A 22,111-nucleotide genomic window follows, 5' to 3' on the forward strand; every position below is an offset into this window, starting at 1 on the left:
TCAGCCCCGTCGGCTTGCGCGTTGACTGCGATAGGTATCGAGCACCACGGCGATTACGATCACCGCGCCGGTGATGATGCGCTTGGTCGGCTCGGTCGCGCCAATCTGCGCCAGACCGGCCGCCAGGACGGAGATGATCAACACGCCGAAAAAGGTGCTGATTACCGAACCACGTCCGCCCATCAGGCTGGTGCCGCCGATCACCACGGCAGCGATCACTTGCAGCTCAAGGCCGGAACCGGCATTCGGGTCGGCCGCTTCCAGCCGGGAAATCTGGAACAGCGCCGCAATGCCGGCGAGCAGCCCCATCAGACTGAAGACCAGGATCTTGTAGGGTTTTGGATTGATCCCCGCCAGACGCACCGCTTCTTCGTTGGTGCCAATGCCGATCAGGTAGCGACCGAACACAGTACGGGTCAGAACGGCCTGGGCAATAAAGATGACCAGCAAGGCAATGATGAACGACGGCGAAATGCCGAAGGCGATCGGGTTCGACAGCCAGGCGAAGGAATCACCGATGTAGGCCGTACGCGAACCGGTCATCTGATAGGCCAGGCCACGGGCCATCTCCAGAACACCCAGAGACACGATGAACGACGGAATTCGCCACGCCACGGTAATCGAGCCAGTAACCGTGCCAGCCAACGCCGCGACAGCCATACCCAGCAAGGCCGCCGGCAGTACGCTCCAGCCCCAGCCAAGAATCGCCACGCTGACAGTGGAGGCCGCGAGTGCCAGTACCGAGCCCACCGACAGATCGATCCCGCCGATGATCAGGACGAAGGTCATGCCCACTGCCAGCACCATCAGGTCGGGAATCTGGTTGGCCAGGGTGCTGAAGGTGTTGTACGACAGGAAATGGCTGCTCATGACCGAGAACAGCGCAATCATTGCCAGCAACGCGCCGGCGAGGCCCAGATAAGTGCCAAGGCCGTAGAAATTGCCACTGGATTTGCCGGCGGAAGATGCAGTTTTCATGGGAGATCCCTAGGCGCTGCTTCGTTGAGCAACGCATCACGTTTCTGGTAGCCGGCGAATGCGGCGGCAAGCAAGTCATCCTGGGTCCAGCTGTCGCGTTCGAACGTATCGATCAGACGCCCCGCCGACAACACACCGATGCGGTCGCAGATCAGCATCAACTCGCGCAAATCGCTGGACACCACGACCAAGGCCTTGCCCTGCCGGGTCAGTTCGCCGAGCAAGGCATAGATATCGAATTTGGCGCCGACGTCGATACCACGAGTCGGCTCGTCGAACAGCAACACCGAGCAGTCGCGCTCAAGCCAGCGACCGATCACCACCTTTTGCTGATTGCCGCCGGACAGCTCGGATACCAGCTGCGTCGGGCTGGAACTGCGGATACGCATGGCGTCGATCTGCCGTTGCGCGAGCTTCGTTTCGTCGCCGTTGTTGACGAACCCGCCACTGGAAATCTCCGGCATGTTGCCCAAAGCAATGTTGGCGCTGATCGATTGGCTCAGCAGCAGGCCTTCGCCCTTGCGATCCTCGGTGATCAGGGCGATGCCGTTGCGCACCGCATCGACTGGCGAGCGAATGCTCACCGTTTTCGCCGGTGAACCGAGTGCCACAGTGCCGCAGTCCGCGACATCGGCACCGAAGATCAGCCGCAAAAGCTCGGTACGCCCTGCCCCGATCAGACCCGAGATGCCAAAAATCTCACCGGCGCGAACCTCAAAGGACACGTCGCGCACCTTGTCGGAGCGGGTCAGGCCTTTGACCGTCAGGGCCGGCGCGCCGATGTTGCGAGTCCCCAGATCGATATGCTCGCCCAACTCGCGACCGACCATCAGGGTGACCAGTTGCTCGCTGTTGTAGTTGGCCATCGGTTCGACACAAACCAGATTGCCGTCACGCAGCACGGCAATGCGCTGTGCGACCCGGGCCAGTTCTTCGAGGCGATGGGAGATGTAGATGATCGAGACACCGCGCGCCTGCAGCCGGGTGATCTGCTCAAAGAGCATCTCGACTTCGCGTGCGGTCAGCATCGCGGTCGGTTCGTCGAGGATCAGCACGTGACAATCGCCGATCAGGTTACGGGCGATCTCGACCATTTGCTGGTGACCGATGCCCAACTCGCCGACCAGTGTGTCCGGGTCGATGGCATCGAGGCCGACCTGAGCCATGGCTTCGATCGCAGCCTTGCGCAGCTGCTTGCGGCTGATCCAGCCACCGTTGCTCGGCAGGTTGTCAAGGAACAGGTTCTCCGCCACCGAAAGCGTCGGCAGCAGATTGAGCTCTTGCATGACCATGCGCACACCCAGCTCTTCAGCCTGCGTGCGGCTGCCGGGGCGATATTCCTTGCCCTGGAACTGCATCTGGCCGGTGGTAGGCGTGACCAGTCCACCGATGATCTTCGACAGAGTGCTTTTGCCGGCACCGTTCTCACCGGTCAGCGCCAGCACTTCACCGCGCATCAACGTCAGGTCGATGCCGGTCAGAACCGGTTGCGCATAGGTCTTGCCGATACCGCTGACCGAGAGGACAGCGTTCGGAGCGGAAACTGACATAAAAATCTCCATGCGCTCGCCCGGACGGACGAGCGCCATCGTGTCGCCAAAGGACTTACTTGGTGACCAGCTCGACCGGCGTTTCGATCACGCCATTGGCACCACTGTCGACTTTCTCGCCCTTGATGATTTTCAGCGCGGTCTCGATGCCGAACACCGCCTGCTTCGCAGCGTACTGGTCGGCCGTCGCCAGGACGCGACCGTCCTTCAGCATGGGCTTGATGGCGTTGATATTGTCGTAACCGACAACCTGCACCTGACCGGCCTTGCCGGCAGCGCGCACGGCGGAAACGGCACCTACGGCCATGCTGTCGTTGCCGGCCAGCAGCGCCTTCACGTCCGGGTACTCGCTGAGAATCGAAGCGGCGACCTTATTGCCCTTGTCGATTTCCCAATCGCCGGACTGCAGGGAGACAACCTTGATCTGCGCGGCCTCCATCGCATCCTTGAAGCCTGCGGTACGCTGCTGGGCGTTGGTCGTCGTGGAGACGCCTTCAATGATGCCCACTTCGTCACCGGCCTTCAGTTGCTTGGCCAGGTATTCGCCCACCAGACGCGCGCCTTTGCGGTTGTCCGGGCCTACGAAAGGAACGCTGATGTTCTTGCTTTTGATCACAGCCGGATCCAGCTGGTTGTCGATGTTGATCACGGTGATACCGGCATCGACGGCTTTCTTGATCACCGGCACCATCGCCTTGGAATCAGACGGTGCGATGACCAGTGCATTGACCTTCGCCAGAATCATCTGCTCGACGATGCGCGTCTGCCCCGCCGTATCGGTTTCATCCTTGATGCCGTTGGAGATCAAGTCGAAATCGGCGGAATGTTCTTTCTGGTAGGCCTTGGCGCCGTCTTCCATGGTCAGGAAGAATTCGTTGGCTAGGGATTTCATGACCAGGGCAACTTTGGGTTTTTCAGGGGATTCGGCGAAAGCCGAAGAGACAGGCAGTGCAGTGGATGCGGCAGCCAGCATGGCGACAGCAAGAAGACGTCCAGCGAATGGCAGCTTCATGGGTTCACTCCGATCTTATGATTATTGTGAGCAACGCTTGCGCTGGCGTAAGCTCGCTGCACCCCACGACAATTCAATCCATCGCGAAGGCCGCGCAAACGTTTGCGTAGACCGAACTATGCGAATCAGGCCGACATTTGTCAACAATCAGAAATCGGTATTGCGTTACAGGGCGAATCCATCGATCCGCCCATTGGGTGCTCAAGCCGTGGTGTTGACCACATTACCGGCGGAAGACCCCTTCGACATTTCCTTGACCAGCGCAGCCGAGACTTCCAGCAGCGCACCGCTGGTTTGAGCGATCTGCCCCTGGATGGACATCACCGCTTGCGACTTGGCTTCGGGGGTTGGATAACTCGCAGCCTGCGCGGCGGCCAGTTGCTGTTGCTGCTCCTGAAGCTGCTTCTGCAATTCCTGCATGCGTTTGAGCAGCGTCTTGATAGTGACGCTCAGATTGTCACCGCCTTCAGCCTCGCTTGCGCTTGCTTCCTGGGCAGGACCACCGGTTCTGACCTGATTGGTTTCAACCTTTTCCGTACCCAGCGCCTCGGCGGACGCATCGGCCTCAGCTTCACTCATTGCATTGATCGTCGCTGCAGTTTTGCCGCCGATCGTGACCGAAGCGGGATTTGAAAAACCGATCGTCAGTGACATGTGAACTCCCTAAGTTTCAGTGTCCTTTAGCACGCATCGGCCTGATTGACGGTTTCTTTAGCAGAAAACTCGAAACCGGCAACCTGATTGCGTCGACAGATGCAGTGGTACTTTTCGGAGAGCCGAACATGAAAGCTTCCATTGTTCGGAATACCGGATAAACGATTGCTGCAAAAAATCGTCAACCCGATAAATACTGATATAAATCAAAAAGTTAAATACTTCGCCAAAGCAAAGTGCGACTGGTACAGATCCTGCTCCCTCCCTGCACCCCTGGCATTCAGATCGGCCCGGGGCGCATCTAGATGAACCTGCATCAGCACCGTCTCACTACTAGAGAGAAAAATAATGACATCTGCTTTGAAGAGTTTCGTTCCGGGCGCTTTGGCCCTTCTCCTGCTCCTGCCAACCGCCCTCCAGGCAAAAGAAGCTGAAACCCAGGCCAAACTGGCCAACGTGGTGGTACTGGCCACCGGCGGCACTATTGCCGGTGCCGGCGCCAGCGCAGCCAACAGTGCGACCTATCAGGCTGCGAAAGTGGGCATCGAACAGTTGATCGCCGGCATTCCCGAGCTGAGCACGCTGGCCAATGTGCGTGGCGAACAGGTCATGCAAATCGCCTCGGAAAGCATCACCAACGAAAACCTCCTGCAACTGGGTCGTCGTGTTTCCGAACTGGCCGAGAGCAAAGACGTCGATGGCATCGTCATCACCCACGGCACCGACACCCTGGAAGAGACCGCGTACTTCCTGAACCTGGTGGAAAAAACCGACAAGCCGATCATCGTCGTCGGCTCCATGCGCCCGGGCACCGCCATGTCGGCGGACGGAATGCTGAACCTGTACAACGCCGTGGCCGTCGCCAGCAGCAAAGAAGCGCGCGGCAAAGGCGTACTGGTGACCCTGAACGATGAAATCCAGTCGGGTCGCGATGTCAGCAAGATGATCAACATCAAGACCGAAGCGTTCAAAAGCGCCTGGGGCCCGCTCGGCATGGTAGTCGAAGGCAAATCCTACTGGTTCCGCCTGCCAGCCAAGCGCCACACCATGGATTCGGAATTCGACATCAAAAACATCAAGAGCCTTCCTGATGTAGAAATCGCCTATTCCTACGGCAATGTCAGCGATACAGCCTACAAGGCTTTCGCCCAGTCCGGCGCCAAGGCGATCATCCATGCCGGCACCGGCAACGGCTCGGTTTCCTCCCGCGTGGTTCCGGCCTTGCAGGCTCTGCGCAAGGACGGCGTGCAGATCATTCGCTCGTCTCACGTCAATGCCGGCGGTTTCGTTCTGCGCAACGCCGAACAGCCTGACGACAAATACGACTGGGTGGTCGCTCACGACTTGAACCCACAGAAAGCCCGCATCCTGGCCATGGTTGCGCTGACCAAGACCAACGACAGCAAAGAGCTGCAACGGATGTTCTGGGAATACTGATTCGTCTTCGTCTGATCCTTCCTGATCGGTCACTGACTTCACCCTTCGTCAACTTGACGGAGGGTGGAGCTCCCACATCCGCCAAAGAAAAATTACACCTGCGCGACACCAAAACCGGAAAACCGGTGTCAGAGGATTTTCTTGAATTTTAAGCAGTTGCGAAAATGCCTACAGTTAAATACTGTATGCACGTACAGCTTAATAAGGATAACCTCGTGGCCACTTCCCCTGATGCTCCTGACGCTTACGAACGTATGGGCATGCGCGTTCAAAAAATCATCAACTCCCCCACCGCACAAAAAGCCAAAGCCGCACTGATCTTCCGCCTTCCGGACGAACCGGCGGACGAGTGGGAGCGCTTACTGGAAGAGATCGACGAGAACGACAACGTCACCCTCGCCTACCGCGACGACGGTGGCGTACAGATTTTCTGGGTTGTGCCGAAGGAAGATTGATTCAATGATTCTGCGTTTTGCTGCTGTGCTGTTGCTGTTCATTTCCCTGGGTGCGCAAGCTGGCGCACCGCGTACGTTCACCGAGGCCAAGAAGGTCGCCTGGAAGCTGTACGCTCCACAATCGACCGAGTTTTATTGCGGGTGCAAATACACCGGTAACAAGGTTGATCTGGCCGCCTGCGGCTACGTCCCACGCAAGAACGCCAAACGGGCCTCCCGCATCGAATGGGAACACATCGTTCCCGCATGGCAGTTCGGCCATCAACGTCAATGCTGGCAGGAAGGCGGTCGCAAGAATTGCACCCGCTACGACCCTGGCTATCAGAAAGCCGAAGCCGACCTGCACAACCTGGTGCCGAGCATTGGCGAGGTGAATGGCGACCGCAGCAACTTCAGCTATGGTTGGCTGCCGGTCGAAAAGGGTCAGTACGGCTCATGCCTGACTCAGGTCGACTTCAAGGCGAAGAAGGTCATGCCCCGCCCTTCGATTCGCGGCATGATCGCCCGCACCTACTTTTACATGAGCAAACAGTACGGCTTGCGCCTGTCGAAGCAGGATCGGCAGCTGTACGAAGCCTGGGACAAGACTTATCCGGTGCAAGACTGGGAGCGTCAGCGCAACCAGAGCGTGGCATGCGTGATGGGACGCGGCAACGAGTTTGTCGGCCCGGTGAACCTGAAAGCCTGCGGTTGATTGTTTGATCAAAAGAAAAGGCCTTGAGCGATAAACTCAAGGCCTTTTTTTTGTACTCAACCTCCGGACTTGTTGTAACGCCAGTAGCCCATCAGATTGAGTGACTCTCGAGGGATGCCGCGCTCCTTGATCAGGTATTTGCGCAGGCTCATGACCGCTGCAGATTCTCCGGCGATCCAGCCATAGAATCCCTCGGTAGCCGTATCGGCGATCTCCCAGAGAATCTCCTCTTCGATGTCGACATCCGCCAGTTCGACCGCTTGCCCAACAGGCGATGCATCCACAGGCAGCTTTGCCTGCCGCACGGCGTCCACCATCAACCTGCCAGCAACTGCATGATCGCGGATCAGCCATTGCACCGAAAGTCCGGGCCATTCAGGAACGGCCAACCTGTCTTCACGACTGTCGACCTCAAAAAACGCCTGGGTCTGCGGCGGCTCAGCCAGAGTCGCCAGCTCTTCCAGAATACCCATGGCGGCCGGCAAGGCAGTCGCATCGGCGACCAGCAGAAGTTGCTTGAGCGTTTGCGGTGGCTTCCATTCAAATCCCCCGGCCTCTTGTGCCGAGAATTGGCTGTCAGGTGCCAGAATCTGCATCGACTCGCCAGGCTGGGATCGCAACGCCCATCGGGAGGCTGGGCCGGTTTCGCCGTGCAGGACGAAATCGATATCCACTTCGCCCACTTCGGCACGCAAGTGGCGGATGGTGTAGGTGCGCATCGTCGGGCGACGATCAACCAGCATCGAGCGAAAACGGGCGTACCATCCTTCCGCCTGAGAAAGCCTGGCGGGTGAGCCGTCTGCTGCCGGGAAAAACAGCTTCACTCGCTGATCCGGCGCCCAGGTAGCCATCTCGGTGACCGCCGGGCTTGCGAGGGTGATCCGCATCAGATGCGGGCTCAGATGTTGCTTGTGACGCAAAACAACGTCGAACAACTTGTAAGGATTGGCGGAGGCCATGCGGAGCTCCTTCTGGGTATCTTCGGTGATTGCTTTAAAAACGAATCACGGGGGACACCCTTTAGTCAGCTCCGCCGAATGGATCGCTTATTGCGCCGACGTGCGCTCGATCACCAGCGTCTCGATGTTCTGCTTCTTCGCCTTGATCAGCGCTGCATTCACATCCGCCTGACGCGCCTCGGCGTCAGCCTTCGAATTGAAAGGACCGAGGAGAATCCGAGTCTTGCCGCTGGCATCCTTGACAACACTGGCCACAAAAGCATGCTCGATCAGCCAACCACTGAGATCGCTCACGGCTTGAGGGGTTTCACCGCGCACTTCCAGATCCCATTGAGGACCCACCGCAGCAGGCGCTGTTACCACAGCAGGTTTCGGCTGTTGTGCATCCACACTCTTGCCTTCGCCACATCCTGCCAATGCCAGTGCCGCGACTACCCAGACCAATTTGCGCACAACGCTTCCCTCTGAATTTTCAAAGCGGCGATCTTAACATTCGAGAATACTTTCGCAGCCCCGCAAAATGGGCACAAAAGGACGAGATTGATGCTGGCAGCCCCTGTATAGTTACGCGCTGGGAATTAATGCCGCTGCTGCGCGTCAGAAAGAGGCACCCAAACTGTAAAACTTCGCACTAATCTATACGTACCACCGACCTCTGCACTGTCTGAATCAGGTGCCCTACAAAGCAATCAAGGAGAAGACCATGCTGATACTCACCCGCAAAGTCGGTGAAAGCATAAATATCGGTGATGACATCACGATCACCATTCTAGGCGTCAGCGGCCAGCAAGTTCGAATCGGCATCAATGCTCCGAAGAACGTTGCAGTGCATCGGGAAGAAATCTACCAGCGCATCCAGGCTGGCCTGACCGCCCCGGACAAGCCACAAACGCCCTGAGCCCTATCGCAGTCAGTAGCCAGTTCGTTTGCCTGCGCGCAATGACTGGCTAAAGATTCAAGCGCCGTATTGCCATTCCCCCACCTCTTTGGTGACGGCGCGTGCTACGCCCCTTCCTGCCTCAACCCTTCTCGCAACCGATACTAACCGTCATTCCATGGACTGGCTGTCGGACATTTCCGAATAGCGGTTGGGAATCTCGCCCGCCTAGCCGAATGTAATGCCACGGGCCATCCCGGTGGCTGCCACGACCATCAATATCAACAGCAGCGCTTCGGCATGACTGATCCGTGCGAACACCTTCGCACGCCCTGTATCAGGGACAACGCCGCGCGCCTTGGCCAAACGCCATTTGATCAGGGTGATCATCGGCACCAGCTCCAAAAGCAGAATCAGCACAAACAGCGTCATCTTCAGATGGAACAGCGGCTGATGCAGGTAGTAGTCGGTTCCCTTCTCATAACCGGCAAAAGCGCGCATGCCACCGGTGATAAGCAACACCAGCGCCGAAAGCCCCCACAGATTGTCGGCAAGCAACACGCGCCCGACCTCACCCGCGCCGGACGCCAGACGACTGAAGGCGGCCCCACGCGTCAACACCGCCCAGAAACCTATGGCAAACGCCAGTAAATGAATCGCTGCAAGAAACCAATGAACCAGCATCGATGAACTTCCGTCCGGCAGAGTTGAAATCAGCCTGACAGTAGTAGTTGAAAAATTGTGAGCCTGCTTGTCACTCCTCCCGGAAAAACAGAAGCGGGCGAAGCGAGAGACTGGACAGAGGTGCAGGGAAGGCAAATCGCGGGCAAAAAAAATCCCAAGCAGCTGATGGAAGCTTGGGATTTAAAAATGCATAAACCGTGGTGGTGAACGCGGGGCGGATATTACTGATTTATTTGCCTCGTAACAACGATTTTTTGATAACCGGATGGTTAATAAAATCTGTAACCCCTTAAATATCCACACTATTTAAAAGGTCGCCCATGACATTCAGCGGACGAATGGATCAAAATCCATTGCGATCAGTACTTTCGATACCACCCGGGCCGGCGCGCCTGAGCTGGCGACTCATGAATACATCCCTGCAAATGCGCGAAGTGTAGCTGCGGTCGACCAAGCCGGATTTTGCAAAGGTTTTGCAAATCGCAAAATGCAAAAAGGGGTCACCGTTTCCGGTGACCCCTTTAGACCGCCCAGCAGAGCGGATTTTGTTTGGTAGGCGCGATTGGACTCGAACCAACGACCCCCACCATGTCAAGGTGGTGCTCTAACCAACTGAGCTACGTGCCTGCTGTGAGGCGGCATTCTACGGAATTCCGGAGGGGTGTCAACACCTTTTTTTCACCTAACCCTATGAATATGCAAAATATTTAATTTCGACCCGGCGCAAGAAGATTTCCCCGTAGCTGGCGGAGGTTTTTCAACTGGGGTAGGATCGCTGCACTCGTAAAATATATTAAACAGAGGCTGCAGGATGGCGAACACCCCTTACCCAGAGTCTTATTACGCTGCGTCGGCCAACGCCGTACCACCACGCCCTGCTCTGCAGGATGACGTGGAGACGGATGTCTGTGTGATCGGCGCTGGCTATACGGGACTTTCCTCGGCCCTGTTCCTGCTTGAGAACGGTTTTCGCGTGACCGTGCTGGAAGCCGCCAAGGTCGGTTTCGGCGCTTCGGGGCGTAATGGCGGGCAAATCGTCAACAGCTACAGCCGTGACATTGATGTGATCGAACGCAGCGTCGGCCCGAAGCAGGCGCAACTGCTCGGGCAGATGGCGTTCGAAGGCGGCCGGATCATTCGTGAGCGCGTCAGCAAGTACAACATTCAGTGCGACTTGAAGGACGGTGGCGTATTCGCCGCCCTCACCGCCAAGCAAATGGACCACCTCGAATCGCAGAAGCGCTTGTGGGAACGCTTCGGCCATACCCAACTGGAACTGCTCGATCAACGCCGCATCCGCGAAGTGGTGGCTTGTGATCAATATGTCGGTGGCATGCTCGACATGAGCGGCGGCCACATCCACCCGCTTAACCTGGCGCTGGGCGAAGCAGCCGCTGTGGAGTCCCTGGGCGGCACCATCCATGAGCAGTCGCCGGCCGTGCGCATCGAACGCGGCGCCAACCCGGTCGTGCACACACCGCAGGGCAGAGTCAGGGCCAAATTCATCATCGTGGCCGGCAACGCCTACCTCGGCAATCTGGTGCCGGAGCTGGCGGCCAAATCGATGCCATGCGGCACTCAGGTCATCACCACCGAGCCTCTGGGCGATGAGCTGGCGAAATCCTTGCTGCCGCAGGACTACTGCGTCGAAGACTGCAACTACCTGCTCGACTACTACCGCCTGAGCGGCGACAAACGCCTGATCTTCGGCGGCGGCGTTGTATATGGCGCGCGGGATCCGGCAAACATCGAAGCGATCATCCGCCCGAAAATGCTCAAGGCCTTCCCGCAGCTCAAGGACGTGAAAATCGACTACGCCTGGACCGGCAATTTCCTGCTGACCCTGTCGCGCCTGCCTCAGGTCGGACGTCTGGGCGACAACATCTATTATTCTCAAGGCTGCAGTGGCCACGGCGTGACCTATACACACCTGGCCGGCAAGGTACTGGCCGAGGCTCTGCGCGGACAAGCCGAGCGTTTCGATGCGTTTGCCGACCTGCCGCACTACCCGTTCCCCGGCGGGCAACTGCTGCGCACACCGTTTGCCGCACTGGGCGCGTGGTACTACGGACTGCGCGACAAGCTCGGTTTCTGATGCGCGAAAAAAAGGGCCGCTGAAAAGCGGCCCTTTTTTTCGCGCATCAATCACAACTGATCCCGTGCAATCCCGCTGCGAATCCGCAGGATATCTGCGAGCACCGCCAAAGCAATTTCCGCCGGCGTCTTGCTGCCAAGGTTAAGACCGATCGGCGCATGAATCCGCGCCAGCTCGCCCTCCCCCAGACCGCCAATCCGCCGCAAACGCTCGAAGCGCTTCTGCGACGTCTGCTGCGAGCCCATCACGCCGATGTAGAACGCTTCGGTGCGCACGGCCTCCATCATCGCCAGATCGTCGATGCGCGGATCGTGGGTCAACGCCACCACCGCTGTATCACGGTGGCAACCGCCATCGGCGATGAACACCGACGGCAATTGTCGGCGAATCTCCACGCCATTGAGCACCACGCCTTCCAGCACTTCATCACGCGGGTCGCAGAGAATCACTTCGAAGCCGAGACCGACCGCGAACTCCGCACAGGCCTGCGCCACGCTGGAATAGCCGGCCAGCAGCAAACGCTGGGCGGCCCCGATGCGGATCCGTACCCGGTCGATTTCACGCTCGATCCGCGCGCCCTGCTCGCGATCGGCAAACAGGCTGCGCGCTCCGGTGGTCAGATCGACCTCGCGAATCAACCGGCGCTGCCCCAGCAACGCCGATTCGAGTTCACGCAGGTGCGCCTGCACATCGCAGCCGGCGTCAAATTTCTCTACCAGCACATCGAGAATGCCGCCGCACGGCAGGCTGACCCGCGAACGCGGATCGTCACCTTCGCCATAACGCACGACATTGATCGAATCGAGAAACGCACCTTCGGCGACGCGCTCGAGAAAGTCTTCCTCGACGCAACCACCGGACAACGACCCGATCCACTGCCCGCCGTCGTTCACCGCCAGCAGTGAACCCGGCGCGCGGGGCGCCGAACCATAGGTGGTCAGCACGGTGCAGAGCCAGATGCGCTGCCCCGCCGTCGACCACTCCAGCGCCCGACGCACAACCTGCAGATCGAGATGCTGCATGATCAGTGCGCCTTGTGCTCGATGGACGGAGCGTCAGCCTGGAGCTTCTGCACATCGCCGACCGCCAACTCGGCCGACTGACCACCCCAGCCCTGACGCAGGTAGTTCAGCAGATCGGTCAGTTGTTCGGCACTGAGCTTGTCGGCAAAACCCGGCATCGGCTGCATGTGTTCGAACCCGGCGAATTTCTGTTCGCCGATGCCATCCTCGATCACGCGCAACAGGTTGCGTGGGTCTTCCAGACGCAGCGTGGTGTTGCCTCGCATGGCCACCGCGATGTGCGGCTTGCCCTCGCCACCGGCCGCGTGACAGCCGGCGCAGACGTTCAAGTATTCCTGACGGCCGCGTTGAGCGCTGGCACTGAGTTTTTCCACCGGCACGTCGGTCAGTTCTTTCGCTGCCGGAGGCTGATCGCCCAGCAGGAAAGTCGCCATCGCCGCCAGATCAGGATCACTCAGGCCCTGAGTGCTGTTGTGGAACACCGGAAACATCTCGTTGAACATCGTGCCCTGGGCGCTCATGCCGTGCTTGAGGAACGTACTCAGGTCTTGATGATTCCAGCCGCGCGCCGCCAGATCAGTGGCCAGCAGGCTCGGTGCCAGATACCCGTTGAGGATGCCGCCGGTCAGGCGCTTGTCCAACTGCATCGCGCCCGGCAGGCCGCGTGGCGTATGGCATTCACCGCAGTGGCCAAGCACTTCGACCATGTACTGGCCGCGTTTCCAAGCGTCGCTTTTGCCTTCGGCGAGCTCCAGCTTCAAGGCTTTGCCGTACATCATGTTCCAGCCGATCAAGCCCGGACGCACGTTGAACGGGAAGCTCAGGCTGGTCACCGGTGCGGCACGCTCGATTGGCTCAATGGTTTTCAGATACGCGTGAATCGCATCCGAATCCGCACGCGGCATCAAGTGATACGAGGTGTACGGCATCGCCGGGTACAGATTGGCGCCGTCACGACGCTTGCCTTCGGTGAGCGCAGCGAAGAACTCGTCATCGGTGTAGAGACCGATGCCGTGCTCTTTGCTTGGAGTGATGTTGGTGCCGTAGATCGTGCCGAACGGCGACACGATCGGCAGCCCGCCGGCAAATGGCGCGCCACCCGGTGCGGTGTGGCAGGCCATGCAGTCGGCCGCGCGGGCAAGGTACTCGCCGCGCTTGACCTGATCATCCGCGTGCACCGCCAACACAGGCGCAGCCAGCCCGACCGCCAGGGCCAGGCGGGTCAGTAGTTGCTTCATGCTTAACCCTCCTTGACCAGGCCGAGATCGGTCAACACGTTGCGGGTGGCGTTGTAGTAACGCACGTACCCAGTGCAACGGCAGACGTGATGGCCGAGGCTGTCCTCGATGACTTGTTCCAGTTTGCTTTTGACGATCGGCTGGCGTTGCAGCTTTTCCACCAGCACGGTCGCGGCGTTGACGAAGCCCGGTGCGCAGTAGCTGCACTGGAAGGCGAATTCGTCGACGAAGCGCTGCTGGATCGGGTTCAGCTCGGTCACCTGGCCTTGCTCGTCACGCTTGGCGTGGCCTTCGATGGTGCGGACTTTCTTGCCCTCGAAGTAATGCGCGCCGGTGATGCAGGTGCGCACTTCCTCGCTGGTGCCGTCCGGGTTGTCGACGATCACCACGCAGGCGTGGCAGATGCCCTGGCCGCAGCCCAGGCGCGAACCGGTGAGGTTCTCGTATTCGTGCAGGTAATCGATCATCGGCAGGTCATCAGGGATGTCCACCGGGCCGACGGATTGACCGTTGAGGGTCAGTTGAAGCGGACGGTTAGCCATTGAGGGCCTCCTTGATGCGCGCAGCAGTGATTGGCAAATCGCGAACACGTTTACCGATGGCGTGGGCCACGGCGTTACCGATGGCACCGACCACCGGGATCATCACCACTTCGGCAATGCCTTTGGACGGGTCGCTTGGGGACAGCGGCGGCAGGATTTCCGAAGTCTGCTTCCACACCGCCACATGCCGTGCCATCGGCAGGCGATAGCGGTTGAAGTTCCAGTCACCCTCCCCCGGCCCGCCTTCGTACAGCGGCATCTCTTCCATCAAGGCGTGACCGATGCCCATGGCGATCCCGCCTTCGAGCTGGCCACGAACCAGTTCTTCGACCAGCACCCGACCGCATTCCAGCCACGAGTGATGGTTGAGCACTTCGACTTCTGCCGAACCTTTGTTGACCTTCAACTCCACCAGCGTTGCGACCGGGCTGTAGTAGGTCACAGCGGCGTTGTTCAGTTGAACCACCGGATAGGCAACATTCTGCCGATCCAACAGGTGGAAACCGGCACTGGTCATCTGTGCCTTTTTCGCTTTCGGGGCGCCGTCGCCGTACTTCACCGCCAGACCGTCGAGCGGCAAACGCTCGCGCACGCCATCGATGCTGTATTCGGCTTCAGCCCAGCTCCAGCGGTTGAAACCGTGAACCGTGGCGCCAGTGACCAGACCGCGCTCGTGGGCACGCTTGGCCAGCTCTTCGAAAGTCAGTGGCTGCATGCCGTTGGCAGTCAGTTTGCCGTCGACCCAATGCGCATCTTCGCGACGCACCACGTAAGGGTTGGCCTGACCGCCGTACGGGCCCTGACGCCAGATCTCCAGCGCTGCCGGCCACAGACCGTGGTTGAACAGCACGCGCGCCGCTTCACGGGTGGCGTGACTGAAGTAATAGGCGGAGTTGGTCGCGGACGAGGCCGACGCCAGTTTGCCGACCCAGCGCGGGTTACGCAGGAAGTTGTCCTGCTCGGCCTGGCTCATGATGTAAGGGTTGCCGGCGGTCACCAGTTGCATCTCATCCCACTCGGTTTCGCCAGTCTTCACGTCGTGAGCCGCGCTGCCGAGGAAATCAGCCACCACCAATGCTTGCGAGGTGGACATGCCGGTGCCGATCTCGATGCCGATGTGACGCAGGGAAATGCGCCCGTCAGCGGTGAACTCGATGCTGGCCATCGGCGCTTCGGAACCGGTGCCGAAGTCTTTCTGGCAAATGGCGAAACCCACGCCATACCAGTTGTCCGGATCCGCTGCTTCACGCTGTTTCTTGATCGCGTCGCGGTTTTTCCAGACTTCGTGCAGCGAAGCCTTGTCGAGAATCTCGTGCAGGCGCAACGCACCGGCCGGGATCGCGCCCTGAGTGTTTTTCATTCCCGAGCGCAGCGCGTTCTTGCGGCGCAGATCAATGGCATCGACACCAAGGCGATCGGCGATTTCGTCGACCATCATCTCGGTGGAAGCCATGCTCTGCAGGGTGCCGTAACCGCGCATCGAACCTGCTTCAACGGCGCGGGAATGGTAAGCGGTGACCTGCAGGTCGTTCTGCGGCATGTAGTAGATCGACTGCGCCGCCGTAGCGCCAACGGCGGCCACCGACGGGCTGTAGTTGATCCGACCGCCACCGTCGACGCTCATCTCGGCACGGAAAATCTTGAAGCTGTGATCGGTCTTGTCCACTGCCAACTGGTAGCGGATGTCGAACGGGTGGCGCTTGATGCCGCTCTGGAACTGCTCGTAGCGGTCGTTGGCCAGGCGAATCGGTACACCCGCACCGTACAACGCCGCCAGGGCTGCGTAGTAGACGAAAATGTTGTGGTCCTTGGAACCGTAACCGACGGTGTAGCCCGGGTGCATGTTCAGGTTCGCCAGGCCGAAACGCGACGGCCCGATCATCTTCGCGGTCTCGGTGGCGGTTTCCAGCGGGCATTGAGTGGCGACGACGAAATGCAGGGTCTTGGTCGCCGGATCGTACCAGCCGTTGCCGTTGTCCGGCTCCATCGCGGCCGGTTCGATCGACGGGGTTTTGTAGCGCTCGTCGAACACCAGCCAGTTGTCCGGCGGGGTATCGATCTCTTTCTTCATGCGGTCGGCGTAGAACAGGCCGCGCTCGGTCAGGTTGCCGTGCAGGTTCGGCTGGGAATTCCACACCGGACGACGGTTTTTCAGCATCGGGAACAGGATCGAGTCCTTGAGGCTGGCGAATTCGTCTTCGTCTGCCGACGTCGAGCCACCGACCCGCACGTAGCGGAAACTGCCATAGGGATCGCCTTCGTAGAACGGTACTTGCGCACCGTAACGAATCGCTTTGTCATTGAATTTGAGTTTGTTCTTGGCCTGACGGAACCGCTCGAAGTCGTTCCAGATCAGGATCGCAACCGGGTGGCCGATGAACATCGGCACTTTGCCTTCCGGCAGCAGCGGATCCGGCGCGTGCTCTTCAGGGAACACAATGCCGTCCTTGTCCAGGTCGGCGGCGGTGACGATGCGATCAGGCTGCAGATCAGCGCCGAGCCACGACAGGTCATAGCCGTCGTAGATGCGGTCAGCCTTGATGGTTTTCAGCAACATGGCGTGGCCTTGCTGCTGGGGCCAACCCGGCATGTCCTTGGAACGGATGTCGCGGGCAAACACTTTGCTGCCGCAGACCTTGGACAAGGCATCGTTACGCTGGCGTGCCTTGCCGTTGCTGCCGAGCCATTGCTCGGACGGCACAGTCACGCTGTTTTCCATCAAGGCAGCCAGCGCCTGACTGCTGAGCGGCGTGAGCGTGACACTCACACCCGCCACCAGCCCGCCCTGGAGGAACGAGCGCCGGGATATTTCACGGTTGGACATGGATCATCCTCTGGGCGGTTATGGATCCGCCCTTCTGGTTATCTACTGGGAATCTCGAGTCTTGCAGAAGCCCTTTTTGACGAAGCAAAGGGCGTGATGACAGTGCAAAGCTGACCGAAAGGTTAACTTTATAGGTTTCTGAGCTCGCAGCAAACAACCAGTTACAAAAATTTGACCAAAGAATCAAAAAATCAATGCGGCATTGCATCGCAGCGACTCAGAGACGCAGGTAGATTGCCCGGCAGCATCGAACGAGCCACGGCTAAAGTTCGTCGCCGGCTTTAAGGGAGGAATTTGGGAAAGGTCAAATTTCAGACACAAAAAACCCCGGTCTTTCGACCAGGGTCTTTGCTATCGATGCCGAATCAACCAGAGGTCGCTTTCGGTGCTTCAAGGCGTTCAGTGGTCCTTGAAACAGATATGGCGCAGCGGACGGGACTCGAACCCGCGACCCCCGGCGTGACAGGCCGGTATTCTAACCGACTGAACTACCGCTGCGTATCGCTTTGAGCTTGCGCTCAAGTAACTCGTTTGACTGAAAGCTTCGGTGCTTTTCAATCGCGAGCCAGACAGTGTCTGACTCGTTAAATATGGCGCAGCGGACGGGACTCGAACCCGCGACCCCCGGCGTGACAGGCCGGTATTCTAACCGACTGAACTACCGCTGCGCGTCGGTGCAGGCACTTTCAGCCTACGCTCTTGCTTACGCAAGTATCTCGGGAGTGGTGGGTGATGACGGGATCGAACCGCCGACATTCTGCTTGTAAGGCAGACGCTCTCCCAGCTGAGCTAATCACCCGTTTGCATCTCCGAGGCCGCGAAATTTACGCAGGTAGCGAACCTAAGTCAATAGCAGGATTGAAGTTTTTCTAAAAAAGACGAAATTGCTTCATTCCGTATAAATCATCTTCTTGGTCATGCCGCCATCGACCACGAATTCCTGCCCCGTCACAAACCCTGCATTCTTCGAAAGCAACCAAGCCACCATCGCCGCCACATCCTCGACCGTCCCTACCCTGCCCGCCGGATGCTGGGCATGATCGGTATCGGTCAGCGGTTCCGCGCGCCGCACGGATGGATCCCGCGCATCGATCCAGCCCGGGCTGACCGCATTGACGCGAATCTCCGGCCCGAGACTGATCGCCAGCGCGTGGGTCAGCGCCAGTAAACCACCCTTGCTCGCCGCATAGGCTTCCGTATCAGGTTCCGACTGCGCCGCACGGGTCGAGGCCAGATTGACGATGGCCCCGTTGTGCGCACGCAGATACGGCGCGCAGTGCTTGGCCAGCAACATCGGCCCACCTAGGTTCACCGCCAGCACCCGATTCCAATAAGCCAGGTCGAGGCTTTCCAGTGTGATGTTGTGCGGATCGGCCACGGCAGCGTTGCACACCAGCGCATCCAGGCGGCCAAACCGCCCCAGCACCTCAGCGACACCGAGCGCCACCTGGCTTTCGTCCGCGACGTCCATGGCGATGAACCAGGCGTTTTCGCCGAGCACCTTCGCCACTTTCGAACCTCGCGCTCGATCCAGATCCGTCAACACCACCTGCCAGCCTTCGCTGATCAGCCATGCCGCGATGCCCAAGCCGATCCCGCGCGCGGCACCCGTGACCAATGCAACGCGGCCATGGGTGCCGATCTTTGGCGTAGACAACTCGATCACAACGCCGCCAGACCGCGCGACAGGTCGGCTTGCAGGTCAGCCACGTCTTCCAGACCGACCGCGATGCGGATCAGGCTGTCACGAATGCCGGCAGCTTCACGCTCCTGCGGCGCCAGACGGCCGTGGGATGTGGTGCTCGGGTGAGTGATGGTGGTTTTGCTGTCACCCAGGTTGGCGGTGATCGAGATCAAACGGGTCGCATCGATAAAGCGCCAGGCAGCCTCTTTGCCGCCCTTGACCTCAAAGCTCACCACCGCGCCGAAGCCCTTCTGCTGACGCTGAGCCAGTTCGTGCTGCGGATGGCTCTTGAGACCGGCGTAATGCACCTTCTCGATACCGTCCTGCTGCTCCAGCCACTCAGCCAGTTGTTGAGCATTGGCGCAGTGCGCCTTCATCCGCAGATTCAGGGTTTCCAGGCCTTTGAGGAAGATCCAGGCATTGAACGGGCTGAGGGTCGGCCCGGCTGTACGCAGGAAGCCTACGATTTCCTTCATCTGCTCACTGCGACCGGCAACCACGCCGCCCATGCAACGGCCCTGGCCATCGATGAACTTGGTGGCCGAATGCACAACGATGTCTGCGCCCAACTTCAGCGGCTGCTGCAAGGCAGGCGTGCAGAAGCAGTTGTCGACTACCAGCATCGCACCCTTGGCGTGCGCGATTTCCGCCAGCGCGGTGATATCCACCAGTTCAGCCAACGGATTGGACGGCGACTCGACGAACAGCAATTTGGTGTTGGACTTGATCGCTGCGTCCCACGCCGACAGATCGGCCAGCGGCACGTAATCGACTTCCACGCCAAAACGCTTGAAATACTTCTCGAACAGGCTGATGGTCGAACCGAACACGCTGCGCGACACCAGCACATGATCGCCGGCGCTGCACAGGCTCATCACCACCGCCATGATCGCGGCCATGCCGGTGGCCGTGGCCACCGCCTGCTCGGCGCTTTCCAGCGCGGCAATGCGCTCTTCGAACGCGCGCACGGTCGGGTTGGTGTAGCGCGAGTAGACGTTGCCCGGCACTTCCCCGGCAAACCGTGCGGCGGCGTCAGCAGCGGTACGGAACACGTAGCTGGAAGTGAAGAACATCGGATCACCGTGCTCGCCTTCCGGCGTACGGTGCTGACCGGCACGTACGGCCAGGGTGTCGAACGCTACGCCTTCGAGGTCGCTGTCCAGCCGACCGGCATCCCATTCCTGACTCATGCTGTCACTCCTTGCCCTGTTCTCGATAAATAAAAGTCTTTTGCCAGATACAAAACCGGCCCCTAAGGGCCGGTTGAAACTCAGTTGTTGTACAGATCGATGATCGCACTGACCGCCTGGGTCTTGACCTTCGAGGCATCGTTGCGTGCCTGTTCGATCTTGTTCAGGTAAGCCTCGTCGACATCGCCGGTGACGTACTTGCCGTCAAATACTGCGCAATCGAAGTTTTCGATCTTGATCTTGCCGCCACCGACCGCTTCGATCAAGTCAGGCAGGTCCTGATAGATCAGCCAGTCAGCGCCGATCAGATCAGCGACATCCTGAGTCGAACGATTGTGCGCGATCAGCTCGTGAGCGCTCGGCATGTCGATACCGTACACGTTCGGGAAGCGAACAGCCGGAGCCGCCGAGCAGAAGTAGACGTTTTTCGCGCCAGCTTCGCGGGCCATCTGGATGATCTGCTTGCAGGTGGTGCCGCGAACGATCGAGTCGTCGACAAGCATCACGTTCTTGCCGCGGAATTCCAGCTCGATGGCGTTGAGCTTCTGGCGTACCGATTTCTTGCGTGCGGCCTGGCCGGGCATGATGAAGGTACGACCGATGTAGCGGTTCTTGACGAAGCCTTCGCGGAATTTCACGCCCAGATGGTTGGCCAGCTCCAGCGCGGCAGTGCGGCTGGTGTCCGGAATCGGGATGACCACGTCGATATCGTGCTCTGGACGCTCGCGCAGAATCTTCTCGGCCAGCTTCTCACCCATGCGCAGACGGGCCTTGTAGACCGACACGCCGTCGATGATCGAGTCCGGACGCGCCAGATAGACGTGTTCGAAGATGCACGGAGTCAGGGACGGGTTGGTTGCGCACTGACGGGTGTGCAGTTTGCCATCTTCAGTGATATAGACCGCTTCGCCCGGTGCCAGGTCGCGGATCAGGGTGAAGCCGAGTACGTCCAGCGAAACGCTTTCGGAGGCGATCATGTACTCGACGCCTTCGTCAGTGTGACGCTGGCCGAACACGATCGGGCGGATGCCGTGGGGGTCACGGAAACCGACGATGCCGTAACCGGTCACCATTGCCACGACCGCGTAACCACCGACGCAACGGTTGTGCACGTCGGTCACGGCGGCAAACACGTCTTCTTCGGTCGGTTGCAGCTTGCCGCGCTGGGCCAGCTCGTGGGCGAACACGTTGAGCAACACTTCCGAGTCGGAGCTGGTGTTGACGTGACGCAGATCGGATTCGTAGATCTCTTTGGCCAACTGTTCAACGTTGGTCAGGTTACCGTTATGCGCCAGGGTGATGCCGTACGGCGAGTTGACGTAGAACGGCTGGGCCTCGGCCGAGGTCGAGCTGCCGGCAGTCGGGTAACGGACGTGGCCGATACCCATGTGGCCGACCAGGCGCTGCATGTGACGCTGCTGAAACACGTCACGCACCAGGCCATTGTCCTTGCGCAAGAACAACCGGCCATCATGGCTGGTCACGATACCGGCAGCGTCCTGGCCGCGGTGCTGGAGCACGGTTAGCGCGTCATACAGCGCCTGATTGACGTTCGACTTACCGACGATACCGACGATGCCACACATGCGACGCAACCCCTACTTAATGGATCTGAACTGAACAACACTCACTGAGGCGTTTTGGCCGACGGCAAGAGTTGCTCCTTGAACGGAATATCAGCGGGTACGCTGATTCCGCTGGCAAGCCACTGACTGCTCCACCCGAGAATCAGGTTCTTGGACCAGTCTGCGACCAATAGAAACTTTGGCACGAGCTGTGATTCTTTCCACCACCCGTCCTGCTGTACCGGCCCCAGGCTCAACAGCCCGACTGCCACGACCACCAGCAACACGCCACGCGCAGCGCCGAAGGCCATGCCGAGGAATCGATCGGTCCCGGACAACCCGGTGACGCGAACCAACTCGCCGATAAGATAATTGATCATTGCGCCCACGATCAGTGTGGCGACAAACATGATGGCACAGCCCGTGATCACACGAGCCGACGGTGTTTGAATGTATCCGGCGAGGTACTCGGACAGTGAACCACCGAACATCCAGGCAACGGCTCCTGCGATGATCCAGGTCACCAGCGACAATGCTTCTTTGACGAAGCCGCGGCTCAAACTGATCAAAGCGGATATGGCGATGATTGCAACGATCGCCCAGTCAACCCAGGTAAATGGCACAGTGCAGCCTACAGACGGATAAGGCGGC

General features: G+C 59.3%; 20 protein-coding genes and 4 tRNA genes. 5 read left to right on the forward strand and 19 right to left on the reverse strand.

All coding sequences use genetic code 11. The annotated features are described in order from the left end of the window. The 4 genes from CAF77_RS15930 to CAF77_RS15945 form a co-directional block, all read right to left on the reverse strand. Positions 1-978: an ABC transporter permease gene (locus CAF77_RS15930; RefSeq protein WP_007956013.1), complete on the reverse strand. Its 978-nt coding sequence runs from the start codon at positions 976-978 to the stop codon at positions 1-3. Further along, a complete protein-coding gene (locus tag CAF77_RS15935) occupies positions 975-2,528 on the reverse strand; it encodes a sugar ABC transporter ATP-binding protein (protein ID WP_064378864.1) in 1,554 nt (517 codons plus the stop codon). Before CAF77_RS15935 ends, CAF77_RS15930 begins: the two co-directional genes overlap by 4 nt. A 55-nt stretch (positions 2,529-2,583) precedes the next feature. After that, positions 2,584-3,540 carry a sugar ABC transporter substrate-binding protein gene (locus CAF77_RS15940; protein WP_064378863.1) on the reverse strand — a complete coding sequence of 319 codons (957 nt, stop codon included), beginning with the start codon at positions 3,538-3,540 and terminating at the stop codon, positions 2,584-2,586. Positions 3,541-3,741: 201 nt separating this feature from the next. Then, positions 3,742-4,194, reverse strand: coding sequence for a hypothetical protein (locus CAF77_RS15945; RefSeq protein WP_064378862.1), 453 nt, complete (start codon positions 4,192-4,194; stop codon positions 3,742-3,744). 348 nt (positions 4,195-4,542) lie between these two features. Between CAF77_RS15945 and CAF77_RS15950 the strand changes: the two genes are divergently transcribed. The 3 genes from CAF77_RS15950 (at position 4,543) to CAF77_RS15960 (ending at position 6,780) form a co-directional block, all read left to right on the forward strand. Next, entirely contained in the window at positions 4,543-5,631 is a 1,089-nt protein-coding gene (locus CAF77_RS15950; protein WP_064378861.1) for an asparaginase, read from the forward strand. Positions 5,632-5,816: 185 nt separating this feature from the next. Continuing rightward, complete coding sequence (locus CAF77_RS15955; protein ID WP_371855269.1) at positions 5,817-6,086, forward strand: DUF1654 domain-containing protein; 270 nt, start codon at positions 5,817-5,819, stop codon at positions 6,084-6,086. Between the two features lie 4 nt (positions 6,087-6,090). Continuing rightward, complete coding sequence (locus CAF77_RS15960) at positions 6,091-6,780, forward strand: endonuclease (RefSeq protein ID WP_064378860.1); 690 nt, start codon at positions 6,091-6,093, stop codon at positions 6,778-6,780. Between the two features lie 56 nt (positions 6,781-6,836). Here the strand turns inward: CAF77_RS15960 and CAF77_RS15965 are convergent, their stop codons facing one another. Then, positions 6,837-7,739: a siderophore-interacting protein gene (locus CAF77_RS15965; protein WP_064378859.1), complete on the reverse strand. Its 903-nt coding sequence runs from the start codon at positions 7,737-7,739 to the stop codon at positions 6,837-6,839. A gap of 87 nt (positions 7,740-7,826) precedes the next feature. Further along, a complete protein-coding gene (locus CAF77_RS15970; RefSeq protein ID WP_064378858.1) occupies positions 7,827-8,192 on the reverse strand; it encodes a hypothetical protein in 366 nt (121 codons plus the stop codon). Between the two features lie 250 nt (positions 8,193-8,442). Between CAF77_RS15970 and csrA the strand changes: the two genes are divergently transcribed. Continuing rightward, positions 8,443-8,637, forward strand: a complete 195-nt coding sequence (gene csrA, locus CAF77_RS15975; RefSeq protein ID WP_003179932.1) for a carbon storage regulator CsrA — start codon at positions 8,443-8,445, stop codon at positions 8,635-8,637. 207 nt (positions 8,638-8,844) lie between these two features. Here the strand turns inward: csrA and CAF77_RS15980 are convergent, their stop codons facing one another. Both CAF77_RS15980 and CAF77_RS15985 read right to left on the reverse strand, forming a co-directional pair. After that, positions 8,845-9,300 carry a DUF2214 family protein gene (locus tag CAF77_RS15980; RefSeq protein WP_064378857.1) on the reverse strand — a complete coding sequence of 152 codons (456 nt, stop codon included), beginning with the start codon at positions 9,298-9,300 and terminating at the stop codon, positions 8,845-8,847. A gap of 550 nt (positions 9,301-9,850) precedes the next feature. Then, positions 9,851-9,927, reverse strand: a tRNA-Val gene (locus tag CAF77_RS15985). 184 nt (positions 9,928-10,111) lie between these two features. On the opposite strand from CAF77_RS15985, the gene CAF77_RS15990 reads away from it, so the two are divergent. Then, a complete protein-coding gene (locus tag CAF77_RS15990) occupies positions 10,112-11,395 on the forward strand; it encodes an FAD-binding oxidoreductase (RefSeq protein WP_064378849.1) in 1,284 nt (427 codons plus the stop codon). A 50-nt stretch (positions 11,396-11,445) separates the two neighbouring features. On the opposite strand, the gene CAF77_RS15995 is transcribed toward CAF77_RS15990, so the two are convergent. The 11 genes from CAF77_RS15995 to CAF77_RS16045 form a co-directional block, all read right to left on the reverse strand. After that, a complete protein-coding gene (locus CAF77_RS15995) occupies positions 11,446-12,417 on the reverse strand; it encodes an XdhC family protein (RefSeq protein ID WP_064378848.1) in 972 nt (323 codons plus the stop codon). A gap of 2 nt (positions 12,418-12,419) precedes the next feature. After that, positions 12,420-13,655, reverse strand: a complete 1,236-nt coding sequence (locus tag CAF77_RS16000; RefSeq protein WP_064378847.1) for a cytochrome c — start codon at positions 13,653-13,655, stop codon at positions 12,420-12,422. A gap of 2 nt (positions 13,656-13,657) precedes the next feature. Beyond that, the gene (locus CAF77_RS16005; RefSeq protein WP_064378846.1) at positions 13,658-14,197 is read right to left on the reverse strand and encodes a (2Fe-2S)-binding protein; all 540 of its coding nucleotides are present in this window, start codon (positions 14,195-14,197) and stop codon (positions 13,658-13,660) included. Next, positions 14,190-17,021 carry a xanthine dehydrogenase family protein molybdopterin-binding subunit gene (locus CAF77_RS16010; protein ID WP_085655205.1) on the reverse strand — a complete coding sequence of 944 codons (2,832 nt, stop codon included), beginning with the start codon at positions 17,019-17,021 and terminating at the stop codon, positions 14,190-14,192. Before CAF77_RS16010 ends, CAF77_RS16005 begins: the two co-directional genes overlap by 8 nt. Positions 17,022-17,442: 421 nt before the next feature. Continuing rightward, a tRNA-Asp gene (locus CAF77_RS16015) sits at positions 17,443-17,519 on the reverse strand. 93 nt (positions 17,520-17,612) lie between these two features. Then, positions 17,613-17,689, reverse strand: a tRNA-Asp gene (locus CAF77_RS16020). Between the two features lie 55 nt (positions 17,690-17,744). Continuing rightward, positions 17,745-17,820, reverse strand: a tRNA-Val gene (locus CAF77_RS16025). Positions 17,821-17,910: 90 nt separating this feature from the next. After that, positions 17,911-18,687 (reverse strand): SDR family oxidoreductase, encoded by a 777-nt coding sequence (locus tag CAF77_RS16030; protein ID WP_064378844.1) that lies wholly within the window; start codon positions 18,685-18,687, stop codon positions 17,911-17,913. After that, positions 18,684-19,895 carry an O-succinylhomoserine sulfhydrylase gene (locus tag CAF77_RS16035; protein WP_064378843.1) on the reverse strand — a complete coding sequence of 404 codons (1,212 nt, stop codon included), beginning with the start codon at positions 19,893-19,895 and terminating at the stop codon, positions 18,684-18,686. Before CAF77_RS16035 ends, CAF77_RS16030 begins: the two co-directional genes overlap by 4 nt. A gap of 80 nt (positions 19,896-19,975) precedes the next feature. After that, positions 19,976-21,481 (reverse strand): amidophosphoribosyltransferase, encoded by a 1,506-nt coding sequence (gene purF / locus CAF77_RS16040; RefSeq protein ID WP_007956466.1) that lies wholly within the window; start codon positions 21,479-21,481, stop codon positions 19,976-19,978. 41 nt (positions 21,482-21,522) lie between these two features. Further along, a complete protein-coding gene (locus CAF77_RS16045; RefSeq protein ID WP_007956464.1) occupies positions 21,523-22,083 on the reverse strand; it encodes a CvpA family protein in 561 nt (186 codons plus the stop codon). Positions 22,084-22,111 lie beyond the last annotated feature (28 nt).

The organism is Pseudomonas sp. R15(2017), assembly GCF_002112685.1.
GTDB lineage: Bacteria > Pseudomonadota > Gammaproteobacteria > Pseudomonadales > Pseudomonadaceae > Aquipseudomonas > Aquipseudomonas glycinae.